The organism is Candidatus Levibacter sp. Uisw_134_01 (assembly GCF_047717795.1).
Taxonomy (GTDB): domain Bacteria; phylum Pseudomonadota; class Alphaproteobacteria; order Puniceispirillales; family Marisalimonadaceae; genus Marisalimonas.
This window is the reverse complement of record NZ_CP159808.1, coordinates 25,405-50,826: the sequence shown is the minus strand read 5'-3', so window position 1 is coordinate 50,826 and position 25,422 is coordinate 25,405. Positions and strand designations below refer to the sequence as shown.

Here is a 25,422-nt window from a genome sequence, read left to right as displayed (position 1 = left end):
AGAACTTATGTTTATAAAAAATTTAAAAAATGTAGTCAGTTTAAATGATATAAAAATATCAACTGTTTCCTCTGGTATTAAAGACAAGTCTTGTCAAGATGATGATTTACTTTTAATAGAATTAGACCAAGGGGCAAGCATTGCGGGAGTTTTTACAAAATCGTTGACTTCAAGTGCCCCTGTAAATCATTGTAAACATAATTTAAAATCTTCTAAATCACCATCAGTAAGAGCTATTATAGTTAATTCAGGAAATGCAAATGCATTTACTGGTAAGGTCGGGGATGAAACTGTACTAAATGTCTCTAACTATCTATCAAAAAAACTTAACTGTAACTTGAATCAAATATATACAGCTTCTACAGGTGTTATTGGTGAGCAATTAGATTCCGAAATAATCATCAATGGCATAAATAAAATGAGGCCAGCAGAAAAGCCAGACTGGTTAAAAGCAGCTAACGCTATTAGAACAACTGACACATTCTCTAAACTAGTATCACGAAAGTGTCATATTGATAATGTTGAAATTGATATTGTTGGTATTGCCAAAGGATCGGGTATGATTGCTCCTGACATGGCAACTATGTTAGGGTTTGTTTTTACAAACGCTAATTTACCATCAAATATTCTTCAGCAGTTGCTAAAGTCCGCAAATGAAAAAAGCTTCAACTCTATCACTGTAGACAGCGACACTTCAACAAGTGACACTGTTTTACTAACTGCAACAAAAAAGGCAAAGCACAAAATAATTGATAATTATAACGATAAAAGTTTACAAAATTTTAAGAAAACTTTAAATAATGTTATGTTAGACTTAGCAAAATTAGTTGTTAAAGATGGAGAAGGGGCGTCTAAATTTATAACTATCAATGTTGTTGGCGCTGTTTCAAAAATATCCGCTAAGAAAATAGCTTTTTCAATTGCGAATTCTCCTTTAGTCAAAACTGCAATTGCTGGAGAAGATGCAAATTGGGGAAGAATTATCATGGCTATTGGTAAATCTGGAGAATATGCTGAAAGAGACAAAATTAAAATTTTTATTGGTGACGAACTAGTTACTAATAATGGTTTGGTCTATGAAAATTATTCTGAAGTAAATGCCACAAATCATCTAAAAAAAGATAAAATTCAAATTACAGTCGATATCGGAGTTGGTAAAGGATTAGCAACTGTTTACACTTGTGATTTAACCCACAAATACATTGAAATTAATGCAGATTATAGATCATAAAAAATTACAGTTAGTTGTATCAATTGCTCTTATAAATGAGAATGATCAAATTTTAATATCAAAGCGTCCAAAAAAAAAGTTTTTGTCAGGGTACTGGGAATTTCCTGGTGGAAAAGTTGAAAAAAACGAAGTTCCTGAAAATGCTATTATTAGAGAAGTTAAAGAAGAATTAGATATTGATATTAACAATAAATGTATTGCTCCACTATCTTTTTCAGAGTTTAGTTATGCAGAATTCCAATTATTGTTGCTTTTATACGTTTGTAGAAGATGGGAAGGAGAGCCTAGACCTATGGAGCAAAATGAAATTAAGTGGGTAAAAGCAAATATGTTAAGGCAATTCAAAATGCCTCCAGCTGATGACTCATTAATATATAGTTTACAGGACTTATTCTAATAAAATATAAATTATTTAAGGATTACATTATGAATGAAAATAATAAAGTTGTTATATATACCAGCTCTTTATGTGGATTTTGCTACAAAGCAAAAGTTTTACTGAGTAATTATGATATTGAATTTACTGAAATTAATATTGATAATGATTATGACAAAAGAAAAGAGATGATTTTAAAAGCTAATGGCAAAACTACAGTCCCACAGATATTTTTAGGGTCTGAACATATTGGTGGATGTGACGATTTATATGAGCTTGCAAGAGAAAATAAATTAGAAATTTTTAATAATTAATATGTCTTTTAACCTATCATTAACGTGCCTTCAATATACCTCAACAGAACAAGAGAGCGTTACTCTTAAAGCTATAAAACCTCTCATAATCGAAGCTGTTAACCATGGCAGTAACTTTATAGCGTTACCTGAATGTGCAACCTCTCTTCAAAGTAACCCTGAACAAACAAAAAAAATAACAACAACAGAAGCAGAAAATATTAGCTTACAAACTTTTATAGAAATAGCAAAAAATAACAAAATATATGTTTTAATTGGTTCATTGCCAATAAAACTTGAACATAAAATAGCTAACAGGTCATTTTTAATAGGACCGGGTGGTGATATTTTATATAGATATGATAAAATCCATTTGTTCGATGTAAAATTACCCAATGGAGAAATATTTAAAGAGTCTGAAACATACTCACCCGGCTATCAAGCAATAATAGCAACTATAGAACAAAAAAATAAAATTAAAATTGGCATGACAATATGCTACGACTTACGTTTTCCTCATTTGTACCAAGACTTGGCTCAAAATGGAGCTGAAATTATTACCGTTCCTTCAGCTTTTTCAAACACAACCGGTCCCATACATTGGCACACCCTATTGCAAGCTCGAGCTATAGAAACAGGATGTTTTATTGTAGCCCCAGCTCAAACTGGGCATCATCAATGTGGTAGGAATAGTTTTGGCCATTCTTTAATTATTTCACCTTGGGGAGAGATATTAGCGGATGCTGGCAAAGATGTTTGCTTTATTAATACCATAATTGATTTAGGAGAAGTTAAAAAAGCAAGATTAGCAATACCATCGTTAAAGTCACATAAACGTTATTTAACTAATTTTTAAATATTTTTCTTCTTTTAATTTTAATAATTCATCTTTTTGTAAAGATAGTAAATTAATTAACCTGTTTTCTATAGCATCACCTATTTTCTTTATAGCTAAATGTGGATCTCTATGAGCCCCACCAGTTGGTTCTGGTATAATTTCATCAATGATATTAAATTTTTGCATATCTTGAGCTGTTAACTTTAACGCTTCTGCAGCATGATTAGCATTTTCAGAGCTTCTCCATAAAATAGAAGAACAACCCTCAGGTGAGATCACAGAATAAATTGCATGTTCTAACATCAAGGTATTATTTGCAACTGCTAATGCCACTGCTCCTCCAGAACCTCCTTCTCCAGTAATTACAGAAATCGTTGGCACACTAACCTGTAAACTTTTTTGAATGCATCTAGCAATAGCCTCTGCTTGCCCCCTTTCTTCAGCTCCCTTTCCTGGATAAGCTCCAGCAGTATCTACAAACATGAGAATTGGTAATGAAAATTGATCAGCTAGTTGCATCAAACGTATAGCTTTTCTATAACCTTCAGGTCTAGCCATACCAAAATTTTTTAGAATTCTATCATTTGTGTCTTTTCCTTTATCAATGCCTATTACAACAACACTTCTCCCCCTAAAGAAGGCTGTGCCTCCAGTTAGAGCATTATCATCTGCAAAATTTCTATCGCCAGAAAGTGGTGTATAATCCTCCATTAGATGATTTAAAATATCTTCAAAGTGAGGTCTCTCAGGATGTCTTGCAACTTGGACTTTTTGCCAAGCAGTTAGTTTAGAATAAGTTGATCTTAATTCTTCAGATACTGCTCCTTGCAATTTTCCAATTTCTTCTGCAATATTAATGTCAGCACCTGAGGATAAATGACGCAATTCTTCTATTTTACCTTCAAGGTCTGAAACTTGTTTTTCGAACGATAAAAAATGTTTAATCATATTTAATAACTTTCTTCATTTTTAAAATTTATTTTATCAAGTGGATGTGCATCCCTAACAAGTCCACGTAACCTTTCAGGTTCTACATAAGTATATATTTCAGTGGTACTAATATCAGCATGACCTAATAATTTTTGCAAAGACCTGAGATCTGCTCCTCGATTTAATAAATGAGTAGCAAAACTATGCCTTATTTTATGTGGAGAAATATCTTTATTTTCAAGCCCAATAGTTTTTGACAAATTTAGTATATCCTTATAAATGGTTTGCCGACTAACATGACCAATACCATTTTTTTCTGGAAACATATATTTATTATTAGCTTTCGCTTTCGAAAGGGACCTATGTTTCAACCACAAACCTATGTAATAAAATGATTTTTTATTAAAAGCAACCATCCTATAAACATCTCCTTTGCCTTTAATTTGAAGTTTATCTTTAAGGTTTACAAAATCGGATAAAGGCAGACTTAGAAGTTCAGAAATCCTCATACCCGTAGAATAAAGAATTTCTAGTACCACTAAAGTTCTTAAACTTTTATTTATTTTTTCTAATGATTCAGTTTTTAATTTAGTAAAATTTTCTCTAGCGGTCTCTAATACTAAAGTAATTAAATCTTCAGATAAAGCTTTGGGTAATTTTTTCTCTTTCTTCAAACTATTAATATTATTTAATGGGTTTTTTTGGATATATTCTTCTTCTTGTAAAGTCTGATAAAATTGGCGCATTGAAGATAATTTTCTATTAATTGAATTCTGTTTAAGATTTTGACTTTTAAAAAAAGAAAATAAATTTTTAAAGTCAATTTCCTTAGCGTTTAAAAAATTAATATTTTGCTTCCTAAACCAATCATTCATCAAAATAATATCTGAAGCATAAGCATTTTTTGAATTTTTCGACAAACCTTTTTCTATATCAATAATATTGATTATTTTATTTATTACATCATTTCTAACTGTTGTTTCTTTTATCATTGGTGTTTTTATTAAAAGTTAATAATTTTATATGTCATTATTTCATAAGTAATATTGTTTGCTAAATCTTCAAAACCTATATCTACAAGTGCGTTTCTTATAATTAATAAATAATTTAAGTCAAAATCTTCAAAAGGATTATTGTTGACCAACCTAGCTACTAACAAAATTGTCAAAGATTTTTTATTTTCTTTAGCTGCTTGTTCTATAGATTTTGATAATATATAAGTATTCAGATCAAAGTTTCTGTTCCATTTATTATATGTTTTCTCATCAAAACTGTTTTGATTGAACTTATTTATAAAATCTAACCATTTTATATTTTCAGGCCCTATCATTCCAGCTCTTTCAATAACAGGGATAATCGGCCAAGCTTTTTGACTTAAAATCAAATTCCAATCCCATTCTTTATCTTTTTTTAACATAAGAATATTTGCTAAGTTATTTCCATCATATAAGTCTGGATTAGAAGCTATATTTATTTTTCTAATTGTATCATTTAATTCTTTTGTCAAAGAAGAATTTTTAATTTTATTAAGAGTTGGCAAGTATAAATTAACACTATCATAAAATCTACCAACCTTCATTTCTAACTTCAAAAAGTTTAAAATCGTTTCTGCTTTTTTCACTTCATCTTTTATACTTAGGACAGAAAACCAAACATTCGCTCTACTTTGTCCATTTGGTGTTTTTTTGTAATTTGATATAGAATTTTCAATATCTATAACTCCATCACTAACAGATTTGTAATCTAAAATAATTTGGTCGGTGGACACAAATGTGAAATTAATTTTTTTATCTAATAAGAATGAACGCGCCTTGGGAGTTAAGTATGTGAGTTTCAACAAAGATTCAGTGTATTCTATTCCCAAATGAGCAATATAATTGATTTTTATTGGTATCTTAATTGTATCCATCATAATTAAATGAATAGGTAATATTTGATTATCTTTATTTTTTAATTCAAATTTTTCTTTTTCGTTGTTCATAATTTGAAATAAATTTTCAAAAATAGGGTCTTCAAAACCTTTAACTTTTAATAAATCAAGTATAAATTCAGCTTGACTTACTTTATCATTAATTGATAAGCAAAAAATTCTGGCTGTTTGCCAAAAGTGATTAGAATTGTTTTTTGAACCCTCATAAACATTACTACATGCTTTTTGATCTTGACGTCCAATTAATTCATATTCAATAATCCACTGTTTCCAAATATTCCATCTCTCACCATCAGGTAATTGATTAATTAACTGATAAAATTTTTCACTTTGACCACTACTTTTTAATTTAAATAACCTAGTCTCTAAAAATTTAATTATTTCTTCAGATGTTCCGCTTGGAGGATTTGAAGAACTCAAATATAACTGTATTAAAAGAGCTTGAAGGCTTTTACTAGTTACGACGTCTGGAATATAGCTAAAATGCTCAACTATATTTGTTGCGCTCATATCTTTCCATATATCCAAACCCATAATATTGTTTAACTTTGTTTTAACTCCAATTGAACCTAAAGACGGTTTTTCAAGATTACTTACTTCAATATTGAGTTTTTTAACATTAGAGTAAGCTTCCTTTTTATTAGACGTATCAACTTGAGCTATAGCAAAATTAAAATAAGTTATAACTATAAAGTAAAAACTATATTTGAAAAAACTGATTAAAGATTTATTTAACTTCATTATCATTTACATCTAATATTTTAATTTGAACTTTGTGAGGTGCTGGCATATCTATATATTTAAGAGCAACAAAAGCTCCTAAAACGAGAAGAGACAAAAATATTAATAAAAATTTATAATTTTTCATAAGGAATCCTAATATTATTTTTAACTTACAAACAAAATATGGCGAGTTTTTGTCTAAAGTGTCTGATTTTTTTATAATACATTAATCATTAATAAATTTTTCCATAAATTTAATGTCTTTAATATATTAATATGATATTTTGTCATCATGTTAACATGTCAAGAAACCAATTATTTAGGCAAAGAACCTGACCATGCACAACTTACCACAATAATTGGTATGATGGGAGCAGGAAAATCAAAGCTTGGGTATATTGTTTCTAAAAGTCTTAATGTAAACTTTTATGATATAGATGACCTAATTGAAAAAGATCTTAACACTTCTATAAAAGAACTTTTTAAATCCCACGGTGAAGCTTATTTTAGGAGAGTTGAAGAGGCAAAAATTAAAATTGTCATTAATAATGCAATCAGTAGGAATGAAAAAGCAATTGTTAGCATAGGCGGGGGAGCTTTTGATAATCAAAATTCACGGGAATTATTGTTAAAAAACACCAAAGTCATTTGGCTAAATGTTCCAACAGATATTCTTATTAAACGTATTGGAGACGGTTCAAAAAGGCCAATGATAAAAGGAAATGTTGAAAAATCAATTACTGAAATTTTGAGTAAAAGAGTAAAATATTATTCACTTTCACATCATCAATTAAACGCTTATAATCTAACACAAAAACAAATAACAAAAAAAATGATACAATTTATATCTCCACAAAACAAAAAAGATTATAGATGAAAATGGAAATAATAAATGTCTCTTTAAAAAAAGAAATAGAAAGTCTTTCTTACCCTGTTTTTGTAGGAAATAACATCTTAACTAAGGCTAATAACCTTCTCAAGAAATATATTGAAAACAAAAAAATTATCATTATTTATGACAATTTTTTCTCATCTAAAAATGTATTAGATAAAACATTTATGGATTTTTTTAAACTAATACAAGAAAACTCTCTATCAGTTAATTTAATACCTGTTTCTGGGGGAGATCAAACTAAAAACATGCTACAACTAACAAATATTGTTGAGCAAGCTTTATCGTATGAAATTGATAGGGAATGTGTGATAATTGCTTTTGGGGGCGGAGTTATTGGAGACATTGCTGGGTTTGTGGCTTCGGTATTATTAAGAGGTATTCAGTTTATAAATATTCCAACTACTCTTTTGTCACAAGTGGATAGCTCTGTTGGTGGTAAAACTGGAGTAAACTCTAAGCTTGGCAAAAATTTAATTGGATCTTTTCACCAACCTTTAGCAGTAATTGCAGATATCAATATATTAAAATCACTCCCAGAAAGAGAATTTAGGGCTGGATTTGCTGAAGTTATAAAATATGGTCTTATAAAAAATAAAAAATTTTTTAACTGGCTTGAATTAGAACTTGAAAATATTTTCAACTATGAAAGTTTTCAACTTGAAAAAGTAATTGCTGAATGCTGCCAAATCAAAGCAGAAATAATACAAAAAGATGAAAAAGAAAATGGTAATAGAGCGTTATTAAACCTGGGCCATACATTTGGGCATGCAATAGAATCATTTGGAAATTTTGACGGAAAAATTATACATGGAGAAGCTGTTGCAATTGGAATATGTATGGCTTTTAAATTTTCAAATATGTCTGGATTTTGCTCAAAGGCTGATGTTGAAAGAGTTTTAAATATATTTAAGAAATCAAAACTTCCTACCTCTTTAAAAGAAATAAAAAACTTCTCGATTAATACGCCGGAAATGATTGAAAAATTTAAATATGACAAAAAAACACGTAATAATAAATTCACCTTTATATTAAATAATAAAATTGGAGAATCCTTCATAAAAAACGATGTGAATGTTAATCATTTAATTGATTTTATAGACAAAGAGATATAATGCCTGAATTAGTTTTTTTTATCATAAATATCTTATCTTTAATTGTATTATCAGCTTTCTTCTCAAGCTCTGAAACAGCATTAACTGCGGTATCAGAACCTAGAATTCATCAGCTTGCTCTTCAAGGGAATAAAAGAGCAATTATTATTCAAAAAATATTAGCAAAAAAAGAGAAAATGATTAGCTCAATATTAATCGTCAATAATTTAGTAAATATTATTGCTTCTGTATACGCAACAAGTTTTGCTATAAATTTTTTTGATGAATATGGTTTAATTGTTGTAACTATTTTACTGACAATTATACTAGTTATTTTTGCAGAAGTAATCCCCAAAACATACGCTTATAACCATGCAGACCAAACAGCTTTATTAGTAGCTCCAATTATCAATTTTATAATTGTTATATTAACACCAGCAACATTTATTACAGAACGTTTTGCAAAAATTGTGTCTGGACCAATTATTGAAGATGATGAAGCAAAAACAGAAGAACTCAAAGGCATGATTAAATTACATGCAGGAACTGAAAGCCGTGATAAAGAACGTGGGAAAATGATGTCAAGTATGCTTGATATGGACGACGTAACAATTGAAGCTGTAATGACACATCGTGGCGCTGTAACAATGATTGATAGTAAGTCTGAACCTGAATTTATATTCAAAGTTGTTGGGGAAAGCCCTTTTACAAGAATTCCAATTTACTCAGGAAATTCAGATAATATTATAGGTATACTTCATGCGAAAGAATTATTTAGAAATTTAAGAAGAAAAAACTTTAAAAATATTAATTCAATTAATATTTCTGAATTGGTTATTCAACCATATTTTGCTCCAGAAACTACATTATTGTTTGATCAATTAGAAATTTTTAAAACTAGAAGAGAACATTTTGCTGTTGTAGTCGATGAATATGGCGATTTTAGAGGCATTGTTACTTTAGAAGATATTTTGGAAGAAATAGTTGGAGAAATTGACGATGAAACTGATATTTCAGTTAAGGGAGTAAAAAATCAGCCTGATGGTTCTTTTATTGTTGATGGATCTGTTACTATTCGAGACTTAAATAGATCACTTAGCTGGAATCTACCTGACCAAAATGCTAATACTATTGCTGGTTTAGTTTTATATGAGTCAAAAACTATTCCAGAGCCTGGGCAAGAGTTTAGGTTCTTTGACGTTAGGTTTAGAATTCTTCAAAAAAAGGGTAATTTTATTTCTCAGTTAAGATTATGGAACGAATTTGAAAGTAACTCGGACAAAAAACTTAATTAATATTTTTGTACTCATCAATTGTGAAAGCTTTAATAGAAACAGAATGAAGATCGGACTGAAAATCTTCTTGTAGACATTCATTTATCATTCTATGTCTTAGAATTTTACTTTTATTATCAAATTTTTGTGAAACTATTATCACCTCAAAATGGCTTTCAACATTTTCTTTAAAACTTTGATGACCTCGATGTTGTTCTGAAACATCCTTAACAGAAAAAAAATAAGGTTGAAAAAGTTCACTTATCGTTGTTTCTATCTTTTTTTTTCTAATCATTAAATTTTTCCACTACATATTAATATTTAAAAAAAACAAATTACAATGTTGCACGTATCAATTCATAATCATATAATTAATAAAACAAAAAGCGAAGTAATATGCTGAAAACAAAATACCAACAAAATCATAATAGAATTTGTAACAGTCCTGATTGTGAAGAATTAGGATTATATCCTGCACCTAAATCAAGAAACAATCTTAAAGAATATTATTATTTTTGTATCGACCATGTAAGAGCTTTTAATAAGTCATGGAATTATTTTGCTGGTTTAAACGAAGAAGAGCTAGAAGTTGAGATACGAAAATCTGTTACATGGGATAGACCTAGCTGGAAATTTGGCACTAAAACAATAAATCACGATTTTGAAAAAGCCTTTAAATTCTTTGATGAACAAAAACAAATAAAGAAAAATAAAGTAATTGATAAAAAATTAGAAAACTGTTTTAAAGTTCTAGAACTTAATTCAGACAGTACTCTGAAAGAAATTAAATCAAGATATAAAATACTTGCTAAGAAATGGCATCCAGATACACAAAATTCAGTTGCATCTACAAATAATAAGGATAAATTTATTGATATATCTAATGCATATAAAACAATTTTAAAAACTTTTACAAAACTTGAAACTAAAAAATAAAACCTATATCTGGAGAATTTATAATGAACAAAGTTAGTTTAACTAACAATATGGACTTTAACGAAGACACTTTTCCTAATTCACTGTCCTTAGTTATAGATTCAGAAAAAACCTTTGGTTTTAAAACAAGTATGAAAATTTTAGGATTTAAAGAAAAGACTAAATTTGTGCCTGAAATTGATGACTCTTACTTATTTGACGAAGTTACAACTAAAGCAATTTTAGCAGGCTTTTGTTACAATAGAAGAGTCATGATACAAGGTTACCATGGAACTGGGAAATCTACACACATAGAACAAGTTGCAGCAAGATTGAATTGGCCGTGTGTTCGAGTTAACCTGGATAGTCACATTAGCCGTTTAGACTTAGTTGGGAAGGATGCCATAGTTCTTAAAGAAGGTAAGCAAGTTACAGAGTTTAGAGAAGGCGTTTTACCTTGGGCACTTCAAAACCCAGTTGCCATTGTTTTTGATGAATATGACGCAGGAAGAGCAGATGTTATGTTTGTTATTCAAAGAGTACTTGAAGTGGCTGGAAAATTAACGCTATTGGATAATAATAGGGTAATTAATCCTCATCAAAATTTTAGATTATTTGCTACTGCTAACACAGTTGGATTAGGTGATACCACAGGTTTATATCATGGAACGCAACAAATCAATCAAGGTCAGATGGATAGATGGTCTATTGTTTCAACTTTAAATTACCTACATGCAGATGCAGAAGAAAAAATTGTTATATCTAAAGTACCAAATTTTAGCTCTAAAGAAGGTAAGGAAACTATTAAATCTATGGTAGCAATTGCTGAGCTGACAAGGAATGGCTTTGTTTCAGGTGACCTGTCAACTGTAATGTCACCTAGAACAGTGATTACATGGGCGGAAAACACAAATATAATTGAGGATATAGATTTAGCATTCAAGTTAACTTTCTTCAATAAGTGTGATGAAATGGAAAGGCCGATAGTATCTGAATATTATCAAAGATGTTTTAGTAGAGATCTAATTGAAACAAAAAAGTCCAATGATGATTAAATCCTAAAATGACTAATAAGTCTGAAAATTCTCAATTTCAAATAGCAACTGCTTCCACATTAAAAGCGATTTCAGGTAACTTAGATAATGAGCGTGAAATCAAGTTTTCTGGTACTTCAAGCCACTTATCTTCAAAAGAAATAAGGTTGCCTCAAATATTAAAAGAATTAGATAAAGAGCAATTAAATAGTTTAAGAGGTGAAGCTGACAAAATTGCTTTAAAAATAAAATACCATGATCCAATTTTACATACTAAGTTAACTCCTAAATCTGAGCTTTCTTCTCAAATATTTCAATTAGCAGAAGAAGCTCGTATAGAAGCTGAAGGCACTAAAAAACTTTTAGGTGTAAAAAATAATTTACAAGAACTAGTTGTAAGAAAATTTAAAGAAGCTGTTTTACCTATTCCTGGCAACGATGACAAAGAGGCTTTAGTTAATGCACTTCATTTAGTTATAAGAGAAAAAATAACAGGTTCAGATTCACCGTCAAACACGTCAATATCCCTAGAGAAATGGCGTCCTTGGATAAATAGTAGGATAGGAAATCTTCTAAATCAACTATCCGAAAATACTCAAGACCAAGAAATTTTTGCAAAAAAAACAAAAGAGTTATTAACTGCGCTTCAAGCGGATATTGGTGAAACCGACAATAATAATAGTAATAATGAAGATGATAATGAAGACAACAACTCTGACCAAAATGAAAATGAGGATGATAATAATTCTTCTCAAGGTGAATCAGAAGATGATCAGGAAGCTGGCTTAGACGGAGGTGCAGATACACAAGAAGATCAGGGAGAATTAGATGGAGAAGCACAAGATGGAGATTCAGAGGATCAGGAGGGTGAAGGTGAGGGTGAAATTGCTTCCAATCCTCTTGCGGGACATAATCAAGGTAAAAGTCAGGATAGTTCTAATTATCAAGTATTTTCTTCAAAATTTGATGAGATTGTGAACGCCACAGACTTATGCGAAGAAGAAGAGTTAAGTAGATTGAGAGCAACCTTAGACAAACAACTGGAAACTTTACAAGGAGCTATAGCTAGACTCGCAAATAAACTTCAAAGAAAATTACAAGCCAAGCAAAATAGAACATGGAACTTTGACCTTGAAGAAGGAATGTTAGACGCATCAAAACTCTCTAGAATAATTACTCAACCATTATTTCCACTATCTTATAAACAGGAAAAAGATATGAAATTCAGGGACACCATTGTAACTTTATTAATTGATAACTCTGGATCTATGAGAGGTCGTCCAATAACCATAGCAGCCATTTGTGCAGACATAATGGCACGAACTTTAGAAAGATGTGGAGTTAAAGTTGAAATTCTAGGTTTCACAACCAAAGCATGGAAAGGTGGACAATCAAGAGAACAATGGATTAATGATGGCAAACCCTCTTACCCAGGTAGACTAAACGATTTAAGACACATTATCTATAAACCTGCTGACACACCTTGGAGAAGAGCAAAAAATTCTTTAGGCCTAATGCTACGAGAAGGTGTTTTAAAAGAGAATATTGACGGTGAAGCCTTAATTTGGGCCCATGAAAGATTATTAGGAAGATTAGAAGATCGAAAAATTTTGATGGTTATAAGTGATGGAGCGCCAGTAGATGACACAACCTTATCATCAAATAGTGGAAATTATCTTGAGTTACATTTAAAACAAGTTATTTCATTCATAGAAAACAGGTCACCTATTGAACTTGTTGCTATTGGGATAGGCCATGATGTCACTAGATATTATAATAAAGCTGTGACTTTGACAGACGCAGAACAACTTGGTGGAGCTCTCACTGAGCAATTAGCTGATTTATTTAATGAAGATTAAAGCTTATTAACGTTTTGATCTTTTTTTACATGCTTTAAGATTGTGTTTTTTATAGCTATTGCCTCTGGTGCTAAAACCCTATTACTTGTCTTCTTCAAGTAATCGTCTAGACCCCCATTCTTCTCAACTGTCTTAAGAGAACGAACACATATCTTCATATTAATGAATTTATCTAGAGATTTACTGAATAATTTCACATTTTGTAGATTGGGCAAGAATTTTCTTCTAGTTCTATTTTTAGCATGACTTACATTATTGCCACTCATAACATTCTTACCAGAAATTTCACACACTCTAGACATTCTTGACCCCTAAATTAATAAGATATCTATATAAATTATGACTTTAAAAAGGTCAAGCAAAATGAAAAGTGATCAACTTTTATATTGCTTAAAACCCTCAAATGCAATTTTCATTGCTGTTTCTGGATTTTTTATAATTCCTCTAATATCATCAATATTAAGAATGTTATCCCTTTTCATTAACATCAATAAGCCTTTTATTATTTTATTTGCAACCAAAGGACCTTCATATGTCATTGATGTATATAATTGGATTAAATGTGCCCCACACAATATTTTTGCGTACGCAGATTGACAATCAGAAATTCCTCCTGCAGCTATTAAATAAAGTTTCAAATTATTTTCTTTTATAATTTGATTAGCTAAAGATAGTAAATTAGTTGATTTTAAAAATAATGGTGCTCCAGACAATCCTCCCAACTCCTTAGAGTTAAAGGACTTAAGGTCTTGCTCTCTATCGATTGTCGTATTTGATATTATAAGACCAGTTATAATTTCTTGATTTGAAACCTTAATAATTTCTTCTAAATCATCTGGAGTAATATCAGGAGCAATTTTAAGAAAAACGGGAATTAAATTGGTATTCTTAGATCTTAAAATTCCATTTTTCACAGACATAACAACTTTTTTTAAGTTTTTAACTTCATGGAAATCTCTTAGATTTGGAGTGTTCGGTGATGAAATGTTAATCGTAATGTAGTCTGCAAAACTTGACAGGTTTTGTGAAAGAACTTCATAATCTTTAAATCTATTTATACTGTCTTTGTTAGGTCCAATATTAACGCCAACAAGAAACTCACTTCCCACAGGAAATTTTCTTCTATAATTCTCTAATTTTTTTTTGGCTTTTTCCATACCCAAATTATTGAAACCATTTCTATTAATTATGGCTTTATCTTTTTCCAACCTAAATACTCTAGGTTTTGGATTTCCATATTGTGATATAGGAGTAATTGTTCCAACTTCAGTAAAACCGAAATTCAAAGAATGTATTGTTTTTATTACTTCAGCATTTTTGTCAAAGCCTGCAGCAATTCCAAGTGGGTTTGCAAATTCTAAATTATTTATTTTTGTTTTAATTTTTATTTTTTGTAGCCTTGGATGCAAACCATATTTCAAAGCTAACAAAGTAATATTATGAGCTTTTTCAGGATCTAATATACGAACTAAAAAAGTAAAAAATTTCCAAATCATTTTTGACCTATTTATTTGTTAAATGACCTTCAAGAACCTTTTCTAATAATAATTTTGTTGATTCAATTCCATATAACTTAATAAAACTTCCCATTCTAGGGCCTTCTGATTGACCTAAAACTGTTTCATATAAACCTTTAAACCAATCACGCAAATTTTGATACTCAAGTTTTTTTCCAATTGCAAATACGATTGACTGAATTTCTTCCGATGAGGTATTATGATCCAAAGTTTTGAGGATTTGAACTAATTCAATAAGACCTTTTCTTTCCTTCTGATCGGGCAATCTATATTTTTTATAAGGTTCAATTTTTTCTTTATAGTAGTTTACAGCTAATTGTATTAAAGAATCTAACTCTGCAGATCTTTTCAAATTTGGAGCATAACTTGATACATAACCCCAAACAACATCAATATCTTCTGCATGACAAACTGATGCTAAATTTAATAATAATGTATAAGTAACTGGAAAATTTACATTAGACGGTTGACCATTATGAAGATGCCAAACTGGATTTTCAATTTTCTGTTCAGCAGTTTGTTCTTCATATTTTTTTAAATGAGAAAAATATTCATCGGTTGTTTTAGGAATAATGTCAAAGTAAAGCTTTTTTGCTCTTTTGGGATTTGTATACATAAATAAACTTAAAGATTCTGGGGTTCCATATCTTAACCATTCTTCAATAGAAAGCCCATTACCCTTAGACTTTGAAATTTTCTCACCATTACTATCTAAAAACAACTCGTATGAAAAACCAGATGGAGGGGATTTACCAAGAACTTTTAAAATTCTACTTGAGAGAATTACGCTTTCTGATAAATCCTTGCCTGCCATTTCATAATCCACTCCTAATGAAAACCAACGCATAGCCCAATCACACTTCCATTGTAACTTGCACGACCCTCCTAGAATTGAAACAGTTACTAATTCTTTAGTATTATCGTCTAAATAACTAACTGTATTACTTTCTTTATTGATAGACTCTATATTAACTTGTAAAACTTTCCCAGAATTAGGGCAAATTGGCAAAAAAGGACTATAAGTTTTTTTTCTTTCTTCGCCTAAAGTAGGTAAAATTATATTTTTTATACTTTCATAATGTAACAAGATTTCTTTTAAAGCATTATTAAATTTTCCACTTTTATAACAATCAGTTGCAGAGACGAATTCATATTCAAAACCAAACTGGTTTAAAAACTCTTTTAATTTAGCGTTATTGTGAGATCCGAAGCTATCATACTTTTCAAAAGGATCTGGGACATTGGTAAGGGGTTGGTCTAAATAATTTTGAAGTAAATCTTGATTTGGTACGTTTTCAGGAACTTTACGAAAACCATCCATATCGTCTGAAAAACATATTAACTTTGTATTTCTACCAGTTAAGATATAGAATGCATGACGTACTATGTTAGTTCTGGCTACTTCTCCGAAAGTACCTATATGTGGTAACCCAGAGGGACCGTATCCAGTTTCAAATAAAACTGGATTTTCTCCATCTAAACCTGCCGACGAACCTAACTTATTCAATCTATCTCTTAAATTTCTAGCTTCAACAAAGGCCCAAGAATTTGATTTTTCAGCTAATTTATATATTTCTGAATTATCCATAAATTTATTTCTGTTAGATTTAACCTATAGCTATAATAGATATCATTTGTATGCAAGAATTTATCTTTTTTTAAACAAAAAAAACACCTCACAAAATTAATTGCGAGGTGTTTTAAGAAAATTTTTAAACGGTAATTTACATCATACCCGGCATACCACCCATGCCGCCCATGCCGCCCATGCCGCCCATGCCGCCCATGTCAGGCATTCCGCCTGCAGCGCCACCAGAAGCAGGTTCTGGCTTATCAGCAACCATTGCCTCGGTGGTAATTAAAAGACCTGCAACAGAAGCTGCATTTTGTAAAGCTGATCTCACAACTTTAGTAGGGTCAATAACACCAGCCTTAACTAAGTCTGTAAACTCACCAGTTTGAGCATTAAAACCAAAATTTGCGTCAGTTGACTCTAAAAGTTTTCCAACAATAACCGCCCCGTCTTGGCCTGCATTATCAGCTATTTGTTTTGCTGGAGCTTTTAATGCTCTTCTAACAATGTCAATACCAACTTTTTGGTCAGGGTTATCAAATTTTACTTTGTCTAATGCAGGAATAGCTTTCACAAAAACAACTCCTCCACCTGGAACAATACCTTCATCGACAGCTGCTCTTGTAGCATGCATAGCATCGTCAACACGATCCTTACGCTCTTTAACTTCAACCTCAGTAGCGCCACCAACCTTAATAACAGCAACACCGCCAGCTAATTTTGCTAAACGTTCTTGTAACTTTTCTTTATCATAGTCGGACGTTGTTTCTTCTATTTGTGCTCTGATTTGATTACATCTAGCTGCAATATCATCTTTAGTGCCTGCACCATCTATAATTGTAGTTTCTTCTTTTGTAACTTCAACACGTTTGGCTGTTCCAAGCATTTCAAGAGTAACATTGTCTAATTTAATACCCAAATCTTCAGAAATTAAATCACCTTTTGTTAATATTGCAATATCTTCAAGCATAGCTTTTCTTCTATCGCCAAAACCTGGAGCTTTTACAGCAGCTATTTTTAAACCACCTCTTAGTTTATTTACAACTAGCGTAGCTAAGGCTTCACCTTCAACATCTTCAGCTATTATCAAAAGAGGCTTTCCAGACTGAACAACCTTTTCTAGAACTGGTAACATTTCTTGAAGATTGGCTAATTTCTTTTCAAAAAGAAGAATGTATGGATCATCCATTACAACCTTCATTTTATCTGCGTCTGTAATGAAATATGGTGATAAATAACCTCTGTCAAATTGCATTCCCTCAACAACATCTAATTCTGTTGCAAGAGTTTTTGCTTCTTCAACTGTGATCACACCTTCGTTACCAACTTTATCCATGGCTTTTGCTATCATGTCTCCAATGTCACCTTCACCATTAGCTGAAAGTGTACCCACTTGTGCAACTTCTGCATTGGTGGAGATCGTGCTGGATCGTGTTTCTAAATCTGCAACTACAGCTTCAATAGCTAAATCAATACCTCTTTTTAAATCCATAGGATTAAGGCCGGCGGCTACTGCCTTTGAACCTTCTTTAACAATTGCTTGAGCTAAAACTGTAGCAGTAGTAGTACCATCACCGGCAACATCGTTTGCCTTAGATGCTACTTCTCTAACCATTTGAGCGCCCATATTTTGAAATTTATCTTTAAGTTCAATTTCTTTTGCAACGGTAACGCCGTCTTTAGTTATTCTTGGAGCTCCAAATGCTTTATCAATAACAACATTTCTTCCTTTAGGTCCAAGTGTAACCTTTACTGCTTCAGCTAGAATATCTACACCTTCTAACATTTGAGCACGTGCATTTGCACCAAATTTGACTTCTTTAGCAGCCATTTTATCGTCCTTTCAAATTGTAACGTAATTTTTTAAATAAAGGAATAAATTAACCCATTATTCCCATGATATCGCTTTCTTTCATGATCAATAGATCTTTTCCATCAAGCTTAACTTCAGTACCGGACCATTTTCCAAAAAGTACAACATCACCTTCTTTAACATCTAAAGGTTGAATTTTACCTGTTTCATCACGTGCTCCTGAACCTGCTGCAACTATTTTACCTTGCATTGGTTTTTCTTGTGCTGAATCTGGAATTATAATACCGCTTGCAGTTTTCTCCTCTGCTTCGAGACGCTCAACTACAACTCTATCGTGAAGTGGCCTAAACTTCATGCCTTATCTCCCTATTTTAAAAGTTAAATTAAACAATAAACGAGTTATTGATGTTGCTTAAATAGTAAGCGTAATATTAACTTTCAAGATCAAATAAAAAAATTATTAAAAATATTGATTTTTCTGAATTTGACATCATCTATATGACATGATTTTCAATGTTCCAATACTGTAATAATGCCATATATAGCCTTATCTTCTCAAAAATATATTGCAACTTGGCTGTTAATATCAGCTTTGATGGTATTTTTAATGGTTATTATAGGTGGCATAACAAGATTGACTGGCTCAGGTTTATCAATGGTTGAATGGCGGCCTTTACTTGGCTTTCTTCCCCCAATGTCAGACTTAGAATGGAATAGAGTTTTTAATCTATATAAACTTTCCCCTGAATACATATACAAAAATCATGGAATAGAATTACATGAATTTAAAAAAATATTTTTCTGGGAATATTTTCATAGACTATGGGGTAGATTAATAGGTTTTGTTTTTATTATACCATTAATAATTTTTTTATTTTTTAAACAAATTCCAAAACAAACACTAAACAAGGTATTCCTAATATTATTACTTGGAAGTCTTCAAGGTTTTATTGGCTGGTGGATGGTAAAGTCAGGATTAGTTAATGATCCGTCCGTATCTCAATATAGACTGACAGTTCACTTGTCGAATGCTTTGTTAATATTATTTCTTTTAGTCTGGGCTTATCTTGACACCAAAGAAGGACATTCTGCAATCAAATTCAATTTCAGTTTTTTAGTTTTTTTGATTTTATCGACAACAATTGTTGCTGGAGCTTTTGTTGCTGGTATGGATGCTGGCCTAATGTATAACGAATACCCATTAATGGGCGGTAATCTAATACCAGAAAATTACGGAGAATATAAATTTTTAGACCCATTTGAAAACCCAGCATCCGCACAATTCCACCATAGACACTTGGCTCTCTTAACAATAATTACGGTCTTAATTTATAGCTTTAAATCTTACAGTAGCAACAAAGATTTAAAATCTAAAAGAATAGCTATCTTTTTATCTTGCGTTGTTTGTTTTCAGTTTTTGTTAGGTATTATAACTTTGATAAATATGGTTCCTGTTCACCTAGGTGCTTTACATCAAACTGGTGCTGTAATCCTCTTTATATGTTTCACTATATCAATGCATAGAAATAATATGAACGTTAAAACTAATTGATTTTAATTTTCTTGTCTAATTTTATACCAAGTTCCTTCAGTTGAACTTCATTGATATCGTTAGGTGCATTCATCATTAAATCCTCTGCTTTACCTGTCATTGGAAATAATATCACTTCTCTTATATTAGGTTCATCAGCTAGTAACATAACAATTCTATCAATTCCAGGAGCAATCCCTCCATGCGGCGGAGCTCCAAATTTAAAAGCATTAATCAAGCCAGGAAACTTATTATCGACAACATCAGGCTTGTGACCAGCAATTTCGAAAGCTTTATACATGATATCAGGGACGTGGTTTCTTATAGCTCCTGAAGATAATTCTATACCATTACATACTAAGTCATATTGATAAGCTAATATGTCTAATGGATCTTTATTCAAAAGTGCATCCATACCTCCTTGAGGCATGGAAAAAGGATTGTGTGAAAATTCTATATTACCTGTGTTTTCATCTTTTTCAAACATTGGGTAATCAACTATCCAACAAAATTTAAATATATTTTCTTTTATAAGTTTTTTATCGGTTGCAATTTTTACTCTTGCTTTACCTGCCAAACTCGCCGCGTCGTTTTCTTTAGCACAAGAAAAAAACAAAGCATCTCCATCTTTTAAGTTGAATAAATCTCGCATACTTAAAGCTTTTTCAATACCTAAAGCGTTTGCAACTGGTCCTTTTGCTGTACTTTCACTATATATTATATACCCCATTCCAGGAGCACCTTCTGATTGTGCCCAACTATTCATTCTATCAGCAACTGACCTTGAACCACATTCCGGGCCAGGGATTGCCCTAACAATTGATCCATTTTCAATAGAATTAGCAAAAATACTAAAGCCAGAATTAGTGAATACTTCAGTAACATCCTTAATTTCAAGATCAAATCTTAAATCTGGTTTATCGTTTCCATACTTTAGCATTGAATCTTTGTAAGTAATTTTTGGAAAAACTTCATCAATTGTTTTTTTTGAGAATTTTGTAAAAACTTCTCTTATAACTGGCTGAACTGCATCAAAAACATCTTCTTGATCTACATAGGACATTTCTAAGTCAAGTTGATAAAACTCTCCTGGTGACCTGTCTGCTCTACTATCCTCGTCCCTAAAACAAGGAGCAATTTGAAAATATTTGTCAAATCCAGACACCATAATTAATTGCTTGAATTGTTGAGGGGCTTGAGGCAATGCATAAAACTTACCCTTATTTAGCCTTGAGGGGACTAAAAAGTCTCTTGCGCCTTCTGGGCTAGAAGCGGTTAGAATAGGCGTTTGAAATTCTATAAACCCTAATTCTAACATTTTATTTCTAATTGTTTGTATAATATTTGATCTCAATATTATATTTGAATGAGGCCTGTTTCTTCTGAGATCTAAATACCTAAATTTCAATCTTGTTTCTTCACCATAATCTTCATCAGAATTTACTTGAAGAGGCAAAGCATTAGATTTTGAAATAATTTCTAATTCAGTTAAATTAACTTCTATATCACCGGTCGGAAGACTTTTGTTAATTGTATCTGAAGACCTTTCAACTACAATGCCCGTTATGGTTATTACACTTTCAAGAGACAGGTTCTCAATAGTAGAAAAATTATCGTTTGATGAATCCACGACCACTTGTGTCAAGCCGTAATGATCTCTTAAGTCAATAAATATAAGTTGTCCATGATCTCTTTTTCTATGGACCCAACCAGATAGCTTTACAACATCTTTGACATTGTGATGTCGAAGTTCATCACATTTATGAGTTCTATATTTGTGCATTTTCACTAGTTCCTTAAATTTTAGTTTGATGTTTTTTCAGTGATATATCTATCTTTGATTTGTTTCATAATTTTCATTGCTTTTTCATTGTCTAATTGAGGCCAATTTGCTATTTCATCGGCAGTCCTTAAACATCCAACGCAGATGTTACTATCTATGTCTAATTTGCAAACACCAATACAAGGACTAATTATTTTTATTTTACTCACTGAGATAACCTAGTTTTGTGAATTATCGTTTATAGCTTGAGCTAACATTTCCAAAAGATCTGAGATTCCTGTTTCTCCACTTGTTGCACTTATTAAGTTAGTATCTCTAACAGTAGGGTTATCAATTATTTCAGCTCCTGCAGCTATTAAAAGAGCACTATCAGCATCTGAGGCAGCAACTTTTCTTCCTTTTGCAGCGTCTATGGTAGTTAGTAACATTGTTGACACTCCTGCTAAAGCAACAGGTTCGTTTTCTCTTAAAAAAGCCCTTAAAATTCGTCTGACATGAAGGTCGTTGCTTAAAGTTTCAATTTGATTTGACCCACCTGGAACTATAAGAGCATCAAAATCAATTGCTAGTGTCTCAGATACAGCTTGGTCAACAGGATAAGAAAGACCCCAATTGTTTGAAGCCCAGCCATTAGTTGTCCCAATATCCCTTGAAATTATTGTATAAGATCCCTCAGCTGCTAAAAGAGTTTTTTGAATTATTAAAAACTGCTCTTCATTAAAGCCACTTGCTACCATAATAGCTATTTTCTTACCTTTAAATGCAGATAAATTCGACAAATTACTCTCCTGAAAAATTACATATTCGTTCTATAAGTGATTTAACTAAGCTTATCAAGTAATCTTAAAGTTTTTAATACCTCCATTTAGTGATTTTTTTGTTTAAATAAGCAATAATTAATAAAATTGATATTGGAATGATAACCTGAAAAAAAGTTGCCAAACCTAAATCTTGTCTTGAACCGCTTAAAGCTAAATTTAAAGCTTCTACCGTAAGAGTAGTTATTCTACCAGCACCTATAAAATAAACAGGCGTATATAATGATAAAGAAACAATCATCCCAATACCAAAGGATGTTAATAAAGTAGAAAAGATTAATGGAATTTTTATTTGCCACAATCGTTCAATTCTGTTTTTCCCCAAACTTAATCCAACCTTAATAAATTCTTTTTTAATTTCTCTTAAAGCTGGAGTTAAAATTATAAAACAATATGGCAACACATATAGTAACTCTACAAGTATCAGTGGTATTAGAAAATCCTGAAAGTTAAGCATTACAATGAAACTCTGAAGGCCAACCAAAAATGATATTTGAGGAATAAACAACGGGATAAATATTATCCATTCAAAATAAAAATATTTGATATTTAGTATTTCAGCTAATTCAACCCAAATTATAATTAAAATTATTGACAAACTTGAAACCAAAAAAGATATGTATATAGACATTAAGACTAATGATTGGTTTTTATAAAGAAAATTAGTAATATTAGAAAAATCAAATGTATCTGGCAAAAATTTTGGAAAATACCAATTTTCACCAATGCTCCAAAAAATTGAACACAATATACCTATTGTAGATAATAAAAATAAAACCATCGCAACAATAAAAAAGCTATCTATAAATCTAGTTTTTTTTCTAGATAGTACTCGAATTAGAAATATGTAAAAAAAATTTTTCTTAATTATTTTTTCCAAAATAATCCAAAATAAAATAAGAACTACTATTATAAAAAGTTGAATTAAGGCTAAATTAGACGCAACAAATATTGAATCTAAATCTGAAGTTTGATAAATTTGGAATATTCTAATGGCTAAAGTAGATGGCGTAGACGGGGCAAGCAATAATGACATGTCAACAACAGATGCTGCAAATGCAATAACAATAAATACTACTAACCTTAGTTTTTTATATATTAATGGAAATATCAATAAGCACCAAGTTGAAAAACTATGATGTTGAAGAGATTTACCGACATTAAATAATTGATTAGCAGGCAACTGTTCTAATGCAGACAAGGAGAGTAATAAAAAAAAAGGAGTTTCTTTTAAAAGAAGGCCTAAGATTAGAAATATACCATAATCGTCTGGAACAATAAAAAAATTTGGAGGTCTATCAAAACCAGTTAACCATGGAGAAATTAATCTAAAAAACAAACCACTTGGCGAAAATAAAAAAATTAAACCTACTGCCATGGTTATGTGTGGCAGAGCCAAAAGAGGTGACATAATTATTCTGATATATTTATAAATTTTTGTTTGAAAGATGTTTAAAATAATAACTTGTGAAAAAAACAAGGCAAGAATAGTAGAGAAAAAGCCCGTGAAAATAGATAATATAATAGATTTTGATATTCCTGGTAATTCAAAAGAGGAATAAAAATAACTTAATCCAAAATTATTTTGACCAATAACAGGAAAATAGCCAAATGACGGTAAAAAAAAACCTAAGAAACCAAAAAATATTGGAATAATTACTATTAAACCTAAAAGCATTAAAAGAATTTGAATATATCTAAAACTCAAGTTTTTTTATCTGAAAGTTAATTATTGGATCCATATTTTTTTATCCATTTATCTTCAATAACCTTTACCCATGAAGGGTGAGGCTCCTCAAGTTTTAAATCTAACTCTTCATTACTTAATGTTGCAACACCTCTTGGTAAATTTAAAAATTTATTTTTCCATTCAGGCATAAGCTTTTTTGATGACAAAACACTTGGATCACCCCAAAAATCTTTATTTTGTTTTTTTAATTGTGCTTCAGGAGAAATTAGAAAATTAATAAAAACTTTAGCTGACGCAATACTTGAAGAATTATAGGGAATAGATAAAAAATGAACATTAGCTAATGTTCCACCATTATGAATATAACTCTTTACTGTATTAGTAAGTTTACCTTCCGATATAGCGTTAGACGCATGAGCAATATTAAATGCCATTCCAATATCTATTTCTCTATCAGCAACGAGTTCAGTTAAAGATAAATAGTTAGATGGATAATTTTTTCCATTTCTCCATAAATGAGGCGTGACTGCATCTAACCAATTCCATAAAGGATTAAGCATTTTTTCATGTTCAGATTTAATATATTCTCGTTTTAAAATACTTTTATCAGCAATTAACTCAATTAAAATTTGCTTTAAAAAACTTGTACCAACAAAGTCTGGTGGCTGAGGAAAAGTAAACCTTCCTCTATTATTTAAGATATATTTTTTTAGACTTAAGGCTGATTTGGGAGGCATGTTTATATATTTACTATCATAATAAAAATTTAATTGTGATACACCCCAGGGCATTTCCATTCCATCTGTAGGAATACCAAAATCATTTAGTAAACTTGGATTATTTTTAAAATCTAGAAATTTAGAATTTGGAAGCTCAATAACCCAATTTTCTTTTAACAATAAATTATTTCTTTTCATTGAAGAAAAATTTTCACCATTAATCCATACTAAATCTACAGCACCATTTTTATTATTTTTAGCGTTTTTTTCAGCTAATATCCTACTTACAACATTTGAAGTATCAGAAATTTTTACATGCTTAACATTAATATTATATGTTTTTTTAACTGTCTCTGCTGCCCAGTTTATATATGTATTTATATTTTCAGCTCCGCCCCATGCGTGAAAATAAACAGTCTGACCAGATGCCTCTTTTACAATATTATTCCAGTTATATTTATCTGCTATGGAGATAGAAGGAAAAGTAAAAATAGTTGAAACTGTTACAAACAGGCAGAATAATTTATTTATTTGTATAACAGACATTTCAAATACCCTTTTTCTTAGTTATATAAAAATTTTATAATAA

General features: G+C 30.7%; 26 protein-coding genes. 11 read left to right on the top strand and 15 right to left on the bottom strand.

What is annotated here, in order from left to right; translation table 11 throughout:
- Window positions 1-7 precede the first annotated feature (7 nt).
- Genes argJ through ABXT66_RS00255 form a run of 4 tightly spaced genes read left to right on the top strand, consistent with a single transcriptional unit; the run spans window position 8 to window position 2,756 of the window.
- Window positions 8-1,231 carry a bifunctional glutamate N-acetyltransferase/amino-acid acetyltransferase ArgJ gene (gene argJ / locus ABXT66_RS00270; RefSeq protein WP_443643669.1) on the top strand — a complete coding sequence of 408 codons (1,224 nt, stop codon included), beginning with the start codon at window positions 8-10 and terminating at the stop codon, window positions 1,229-1,231.
- Complete coding sequence (gene mutT / locus ABXT66_RS00265; protein WP_443643668.1) at window positions 1,212-1,628, top strand: 8-oxo-dGTP diphosphatase MutT; 417 nt, start codon at window positions 1,212-1,214, stop codon at window positions 1,626-1,628. Before argJ ends, mutT begins: the two co-directional genes overlap by 20 nt.
- A gap of 29 nt (window positions 1,629-1,657) precedes the next feature.
- Complete coding sequence (grxC, locus tag ABXT66_RS00260) at window positions 1,658-1,921, top strand: glutaredoxin 3 (RefSeq protein WP_443643667.1); 264 nt, start codon at window positions 1,658-1,660, stop codon at window positions 1,919-1,921.
- Between the two features lies 1 nt (window position 1,922).
- On the top strand, window positions 1,923-2,756 hold the full coding sequence (locus ABXT66_RS00255; RefSeq protein WP_443643666.1) for a carbon-nitrogen hydrolase family protein: 834 nt from the start codon (window positions 1,923-1,925) through the stop codon (window positions 2,754-2,756).
- Here ABXT66_RS00255 and ABXT66_RS00250 read toward each other — a convergent pair.
- The 4 genes from ABXT66_RS00250 to ABXT66_RS00235 are packed head-to-tail and all read right to left on the bottom strand — an operon-like array spanning window position 2,742 to window position 6,466.
- On the bottom strand, window positions 2,742-3,686 hold the full coding sequence (locus tag ABXT66_RS00250; protein ID WP_443643665.1) for an acetyl-CoA carboxylase carboxyltransferase subunit alpha: 945 nt from the start codon (window positions 3,684-3,686) through the stop codon (window positions 2,742-2,744). The genes ABXT66_RS00255 and ABXT66_RS00250 overlap by 15 nt on opposite strands.
- Before the next feature lie 2 nt (window positions 3,687-3,688).
- Entirely contained in the window at window positions 3,689-4,660 is a 972-nt protein-coding gene (locus ABXT66_RS00245) for a tyrosine-type recombinase/integrase (protein ID WP_443643664.1), read from the bottom strand.
- 11 nt (window positions 4,661-4,671) lie between these two features.
- Window positions 4,672-6,339 (bottom strand): hypothetical protein, encoded by a 1,668-nt coding sequence (locus tag ABXT66_RS00240; protein ID WP_443643663.1) that lies wholly within the window; start codon window positions 6,337-6,339, stop codon window positions 4,672-4,674.
- The gene (locus ABXT66_RS00235) at window positions 6,326-6,466 is read right to left on the bottom strand and encodes a hypothetical protein (RefSeq protein ID WP_443643662.1); all 141 of its coding nucleotides are present in this window, start codon (window positions 6,464-6,466) and stop codon (window positions 6,326-6,328) included. Before ABXT66_RS00235 ends, ABXT66_RS00240 begins: the two co-directional genes overlap by 14 nt.
- Before the next feature lie 147 nt (window positions 6,467-6,613).
- On the opposite strand from ABXT66_RS00235, the gene ABXT66_RS00230 reads away from it, so the two are divergent.
- The 3 genes from ABXT66_RS00230 to ABXT66_RS00220 are packed head-to-tail and all read left to right on the top strand — an operon-like array spanning window position 6,614 to window position 9,602.
- Window positions 6,614-7,198 (top strand): shikimate kinase, encoded by a 585-nt coding sequence (locus tag ABXT66_RS00230; protein ID WP_443643661.1) that lies wholly within the window; start codon window positions 6,614-6,616, stop codon window positions 7,196-7,198.
- Complete coding sequence (gene aroB, locus ABXT66_RS00225; RefSeq protein ID WP_443643660.1) at window positions 7,195-8,328, top strand: 3-dehydroquinate synthase; 1,134 nt, start codon at window positions 7,195-7,197, stop codon at window positions 8,326-8,328. Before ABXT66_RS00230 ends, aroB begins: the two co-directional genes overlap by 4 nt.
- Window positions 8,328-9,602: an HlyC/CorC family transporter gene (locus ABXT66_RS00220; protein ID WP_443643659.1), complete on the top strand. Its 1,275-nt coding sequence runs from the start codon at window positions 8,328-8,330 to the stop codon at window positions 9,600-9,602. Before aroB ends, ABXT66_RS00220 begins: the two co-directional genes overlap by 1 nt.
- Here ABXT66_RS00220 and ABXT66_RS00215 read toward each other — a convergent pair.
- Complete coding sequence (locus ABXT66_RS00215) at window positions 9,595-9,876, bottom strand: BolA family protein (protein WP_443643658.1); 282 nt, start codon at window positions 9,874-9,876, stop codon at window positions 9,595-9,597. The two genes, ABXT66_RS00220 and ABXT66_RS00215, sit on opposite strands and share 8 nt — an antisense overlap.
- Before the next feature lie 101 nt (window positions 9,877-9,977).
- On the opposite strand from ABXT66_RS00215, the gene ABXT66_RS00210 reads away from it, so the two are divergent.
- The 3 genes from ABXT66_RS00210 to cobT are packed head-to-tail and all read left to right on the top strand — an operon-like array spanning window position 9,978 to window position 13,389.
- Entirely contained in the window at window positions 9,978-10,517 is a 540-nt protein-coding gene (locus tag ABXT66_RS00210) for a J domain-containing protein (RefSeq protein ID WP_443643657.1), read from the top strand.
- Window positions 10,518-10,540: 23 nt separating this feature from the next.
- Window positions 10,541-11,551, top strand: coding sequence for an AAA family ATPase (locus ABXT66_RS00205; RefSeq protein WP_443643656.1), 1,011 nt, complete (start codon window positions 10,541-10,543; stop codon window positions 11,549-11,551).
- Window positions 11,552-11,559: 8 nt separating this feature from the next.
- Entirely contained in the window at window positions 11,560-13,389 is a 1,830-nt protein-coding gene (gene cobT / locus ABXT66_RS00200; RefSeq protein WP_443643655.1) for a cobaltochelatase subunit CobT, read from the top strand.
- On the opposite strand, the gene rpmB is transcribed toward cobT, so the two are convergent.
- The 5 genes from rpmB to groES form a co-directional block, all read right to left on the bottom strand.
- On the bottom strand, window positions 13,386-13,691 hold the full coding sequence (gene rpmB, locus ABXT66_RS00195; RefSeq protein ID WP_443643654.1) for a 50S ribosomal protein L28: 306 nt from the start codon (window positions 13,689-13,691) through the stop codon (window positions 13,386-13,388). The genes cobT and rpmB overlap by 4 nt on opposite strands.
- Window positions 13,692-13,763: 72 nt before the next feature.
- Window positions 13,764-14,885 carry a quinone-dependent dihydroorotate dehydrogenase gene (locus tag ABXT66_RS00190; RefSeq protein WP_443643653.1) on the bottom strand — a complete coding sequence of 374 codons (1,122 nt, stop codon included), beginning with the start codon at window positions 14,883-14,885 and terminating at the stop codon, window positions 13,764-13,766.
- Window positions 14,886-14,892: 7 nt separating this feature from the next.
- The gene (locus ABXT66_RS00185) at window positions 14,893-16,494 is read right to left on the bottom strand and encodes a lysine--tRNA ligase (protein WP_443643652.1); all 1,602 of its coding nucleotides are present in this window, start codon (window positions 16,492-16,494) and stop codon (window positions 14,893-14,895) included.
- A gap of 136 nt (window positions 16,495-16,630) precedes the next feature.
- Window positions 16,631-18,310, bottom strand: coding sequence for a chaperonin GroEL (gene groL, locus ABXT66_RS00180; RefSeq protein ID WP_443643651.1), 1,680 nt, complete (start codon window positions 18,308-18,310; stop codon window positions 16,631-16,633).
- Between the two features lie 49 nt (window positions 18,311-18,359).
- Window positions 18,360-18,647: a co-chaperone GroES gene (gene groES / locus ABXT66_RS00175; RefSeq protein ID WP_443643650.1), complete on the bottom strand. Its 288-nt coding sequence runs from the start codon at window positions 18,645-18,647 to the stop codon at window positions 18,360-18,362.
- 177 nt (window positions 18,648-18,824) lie between these two features.
- Between groES and ABXT66_RS00170 the strand changes: the two genes are divergently transcribed.
- The gene (locus ABXT66_RS00170) at window positions 18,825-19,844 is read left to right on the top strand and encodes a COX15/CtaA family protein (protein WP_443643649.1); all 1,020 of its coding nucleotides are present in this window, start codon (window positions 18,825-18,827) and stop codon (window positions 19,842-19,844) included.
- Here the strand turns inward: ABXT66_RS00170 and aspS are convergent.
- From aspS to ABXT66_RS00145, 5 genes are all read right to left on the bottom strand, one after another.
- Window positions 19,837-21,606 (bottom strand): aspartate--tRNA ligase, encoded by a 1,770-nt coding sequence (gene aspS / locus ABXT66_RS00165; protein WP_443643648.1) that lies wholly within the window; start codon window positions 21,604-21,606, stop codon window positions 19,837-19,839. The two genes, ABXT66_RS00170 and aspS, sit on opposite strands and share 8 nt — an antisense overlap.
- A 20-nt stretch (window positions 21,607-21,626) precedes the next feature.
- The gene (locus ABXT66_RS00160; RefSeq protein WP_443643647.1) at window positions 21,627-21,815 is read right to left on the bottom strand and encodes a DUF1289 domain-containing protein; all 189 of its coding nucleotides are present in this window, start codon (window positions 21,813-21,815) and stop codon (window positions 21,627-21,629) included.
- Window positions 21,816-21,824: 9 nt separating this feature from the next.
- Window positions 21,825-22,385, bottom strand: coding sequence for a DJ-1/PfpI family protein (locus ABXT66_RS00155; RefSeq protein ID WP_443643646.1), 561 nt, complete (start codon window positions 22,383-22,385; stop codon window positions 21,825-21,827).
- Between the two features lie 73 nt (window positions 22,386-22,458).
- Entirely contained in the window at window positions 22,459-24,132 is a 1,674-nt protein-coding gene (locus ABXT66_RS00150; RefSeq protein WP_443643645.1) for an ABC transporter permease, read from the bottom strand.
- Between the two features lie 17 nt (window positions 24,133-24,149).
- On the bottom strand, window positions 24,150-25,379 hold the full coding sequence (locus ABXT66_RS00145) for an ABC transporter substrate-binding protein (RefSeq protein WP_443643644.1): 1,230 nt from the start codon (window positions 25,377-25,379) through the stop codon (window positions 24,150-24,152).
- Between the last annotated feature and the right edge of the window lie 43 nt (window positions 25,380-25,422).

Coding starts and splice junctions, on each gene's coding strand:
- ABXT66_RS00250 (WP_443643665.1), bottom strand. CDS start 3,686: ATGATTAAACATTTTTTATCGTTCGAAAAACAAGTTTCAGACCTTGAA.
- ABXT66_RS00255 (WP_443643666.1), top strand. CDS start 1,923: ATGTCTTTTAACCTATCATTAACGTGCCTTCAATATACCTCAACAGAA.
- rpmB (WP_443643654.1), bottom strand. CDS start 13,691: ATGTCTAGAGTGTGTGAAATTTCTGGTAAGAATGTTATGAGTGGCAAT.
- ABXT66_RS00230 (WP_443643661.1), top strand. CDS start 6,614: ATGTTAACATGTCAAGAAACCAATTATTTAGGCAAAGAACCTGACCAT.
- groES (WP_443643650.1), bottom strand. CDS start 18,647: ATGAAGTTTAGGCCACTTCACGATAGAGTTGTAGTTGAGCGTCTCGAA.
- aspS (WP_443643648.1), bottom strand. CDS start 21,606: ATGCACAAATATAGAACTCATAAATGTGATGAACTTCGACATCACAAT.
- ABXT66_RS00210 (WP_443643657.1), top strand. CDS start 9,978: ATGCTGAAAACAAAATACCAACAAAATCATAATAGAATTTGTAACAGT.
- ABXT66_RS00190 (WP_443643653.1), bottom strand. CDS start 14,885: ATGATTTGGAAATTTTTTACTTTTTTAGTTCGTATATTAGATCCTGAA.
- ABXT66_RS00170 (WP_443643649.1), top strand. CDS start 18,825: ATGCCATATATAGCCTTATCTTCTCAAAAATATATTGCAACTTGGCTG.
- mutT (WP_443643668.1), top strand. CDS start 1,212: ATGCAGATTATAGATCATAAAAAATTACAGTTAGTTGTATCAATTGCT.
- aroB (WP_443643660.1), top strand. CDS start 7,195: ATGAAAATGGAAATAATAAATGTCTCTTTAAAAAAAGAAATAGAAAGT.
- groL (WP_443643651.1), bottom strand. CDS start 18,310: ATGGCTGCTAAAGAAGTCAAATTTGGTGCAAATGCACGTGCTCAAATG.
- ABXT66_RS00145 (WP_443643644.1), bottom strand. CDS start 25,379: ATGTCTGTTATACAAATAAATAAATTATTCTGCCTGTTTGTAACAGTT.
- ABXT66_RS00240 (WP_443643663.1), bottom strand. CDS start 6,339: ATGAAGTTAAATAAATCTTTAATCAGTTTTTTCAAATATAGTTTTTAC.
- grxC (WP_443643667.1), top strand. CDS start 1,658: ATGAATGAAAATAATAAAGTTGTTATATATACCAGCTCTTTATGTGGA.
- ABXT66_RS00235 (WP_443643662.1), bottom strand. CDS start 6,466: ATGAAAAATTATAAATTTTTATTAATATTTTTGTCTCTTCTCGTTTTA.
- ABXT66_RS00185 (WP_443643652.1), bottom strand. CDS start 16,494: ATGGATAATTCAGAAATATATAAATTAGCTGAAAAATCAAATTCTTGG.
- ABXT66_RS00220 (WP_443643659.1), top strand. CDS start 8,328: ATGCCTGAATTAGTTTTTTTTATCATAAATATCTTATCTTTAATTGTA.
- ABXT66_RS00205 (WP_443643656.1), top strand. CDS start 10,541: ATGAACAAAGTTAGTTTAACTAACAATATGGACTTTAACGAAGACACT.
- ABXT66_RS00245 (WP_443643664.1), bottom strand. CDS start 4,660: ATGATAAAAGAAACAACAGTTAGAAATGATGTAATAAATAAAATAATC.
- ABXT66_RS00215 (WP_443643658.1), bottom strand. CDS start 9,876: ATGATTAGAAAAAAAAAGATAGAAACAACGATAAGTGAACTTTTTCAA.
- argJ (WP_443643669.1), top strand. CDS start 8: ATGTTTATAAAAAATTTAAAAAATGTAGTCAGTTTAAATGATATAAAA.
- cobT (WP_443643655.1), top strand. CDS start 11,560: ATGACTAATAAGTCTGAAAATTCTCAATTTCAAATAGCAACTGCTTCC.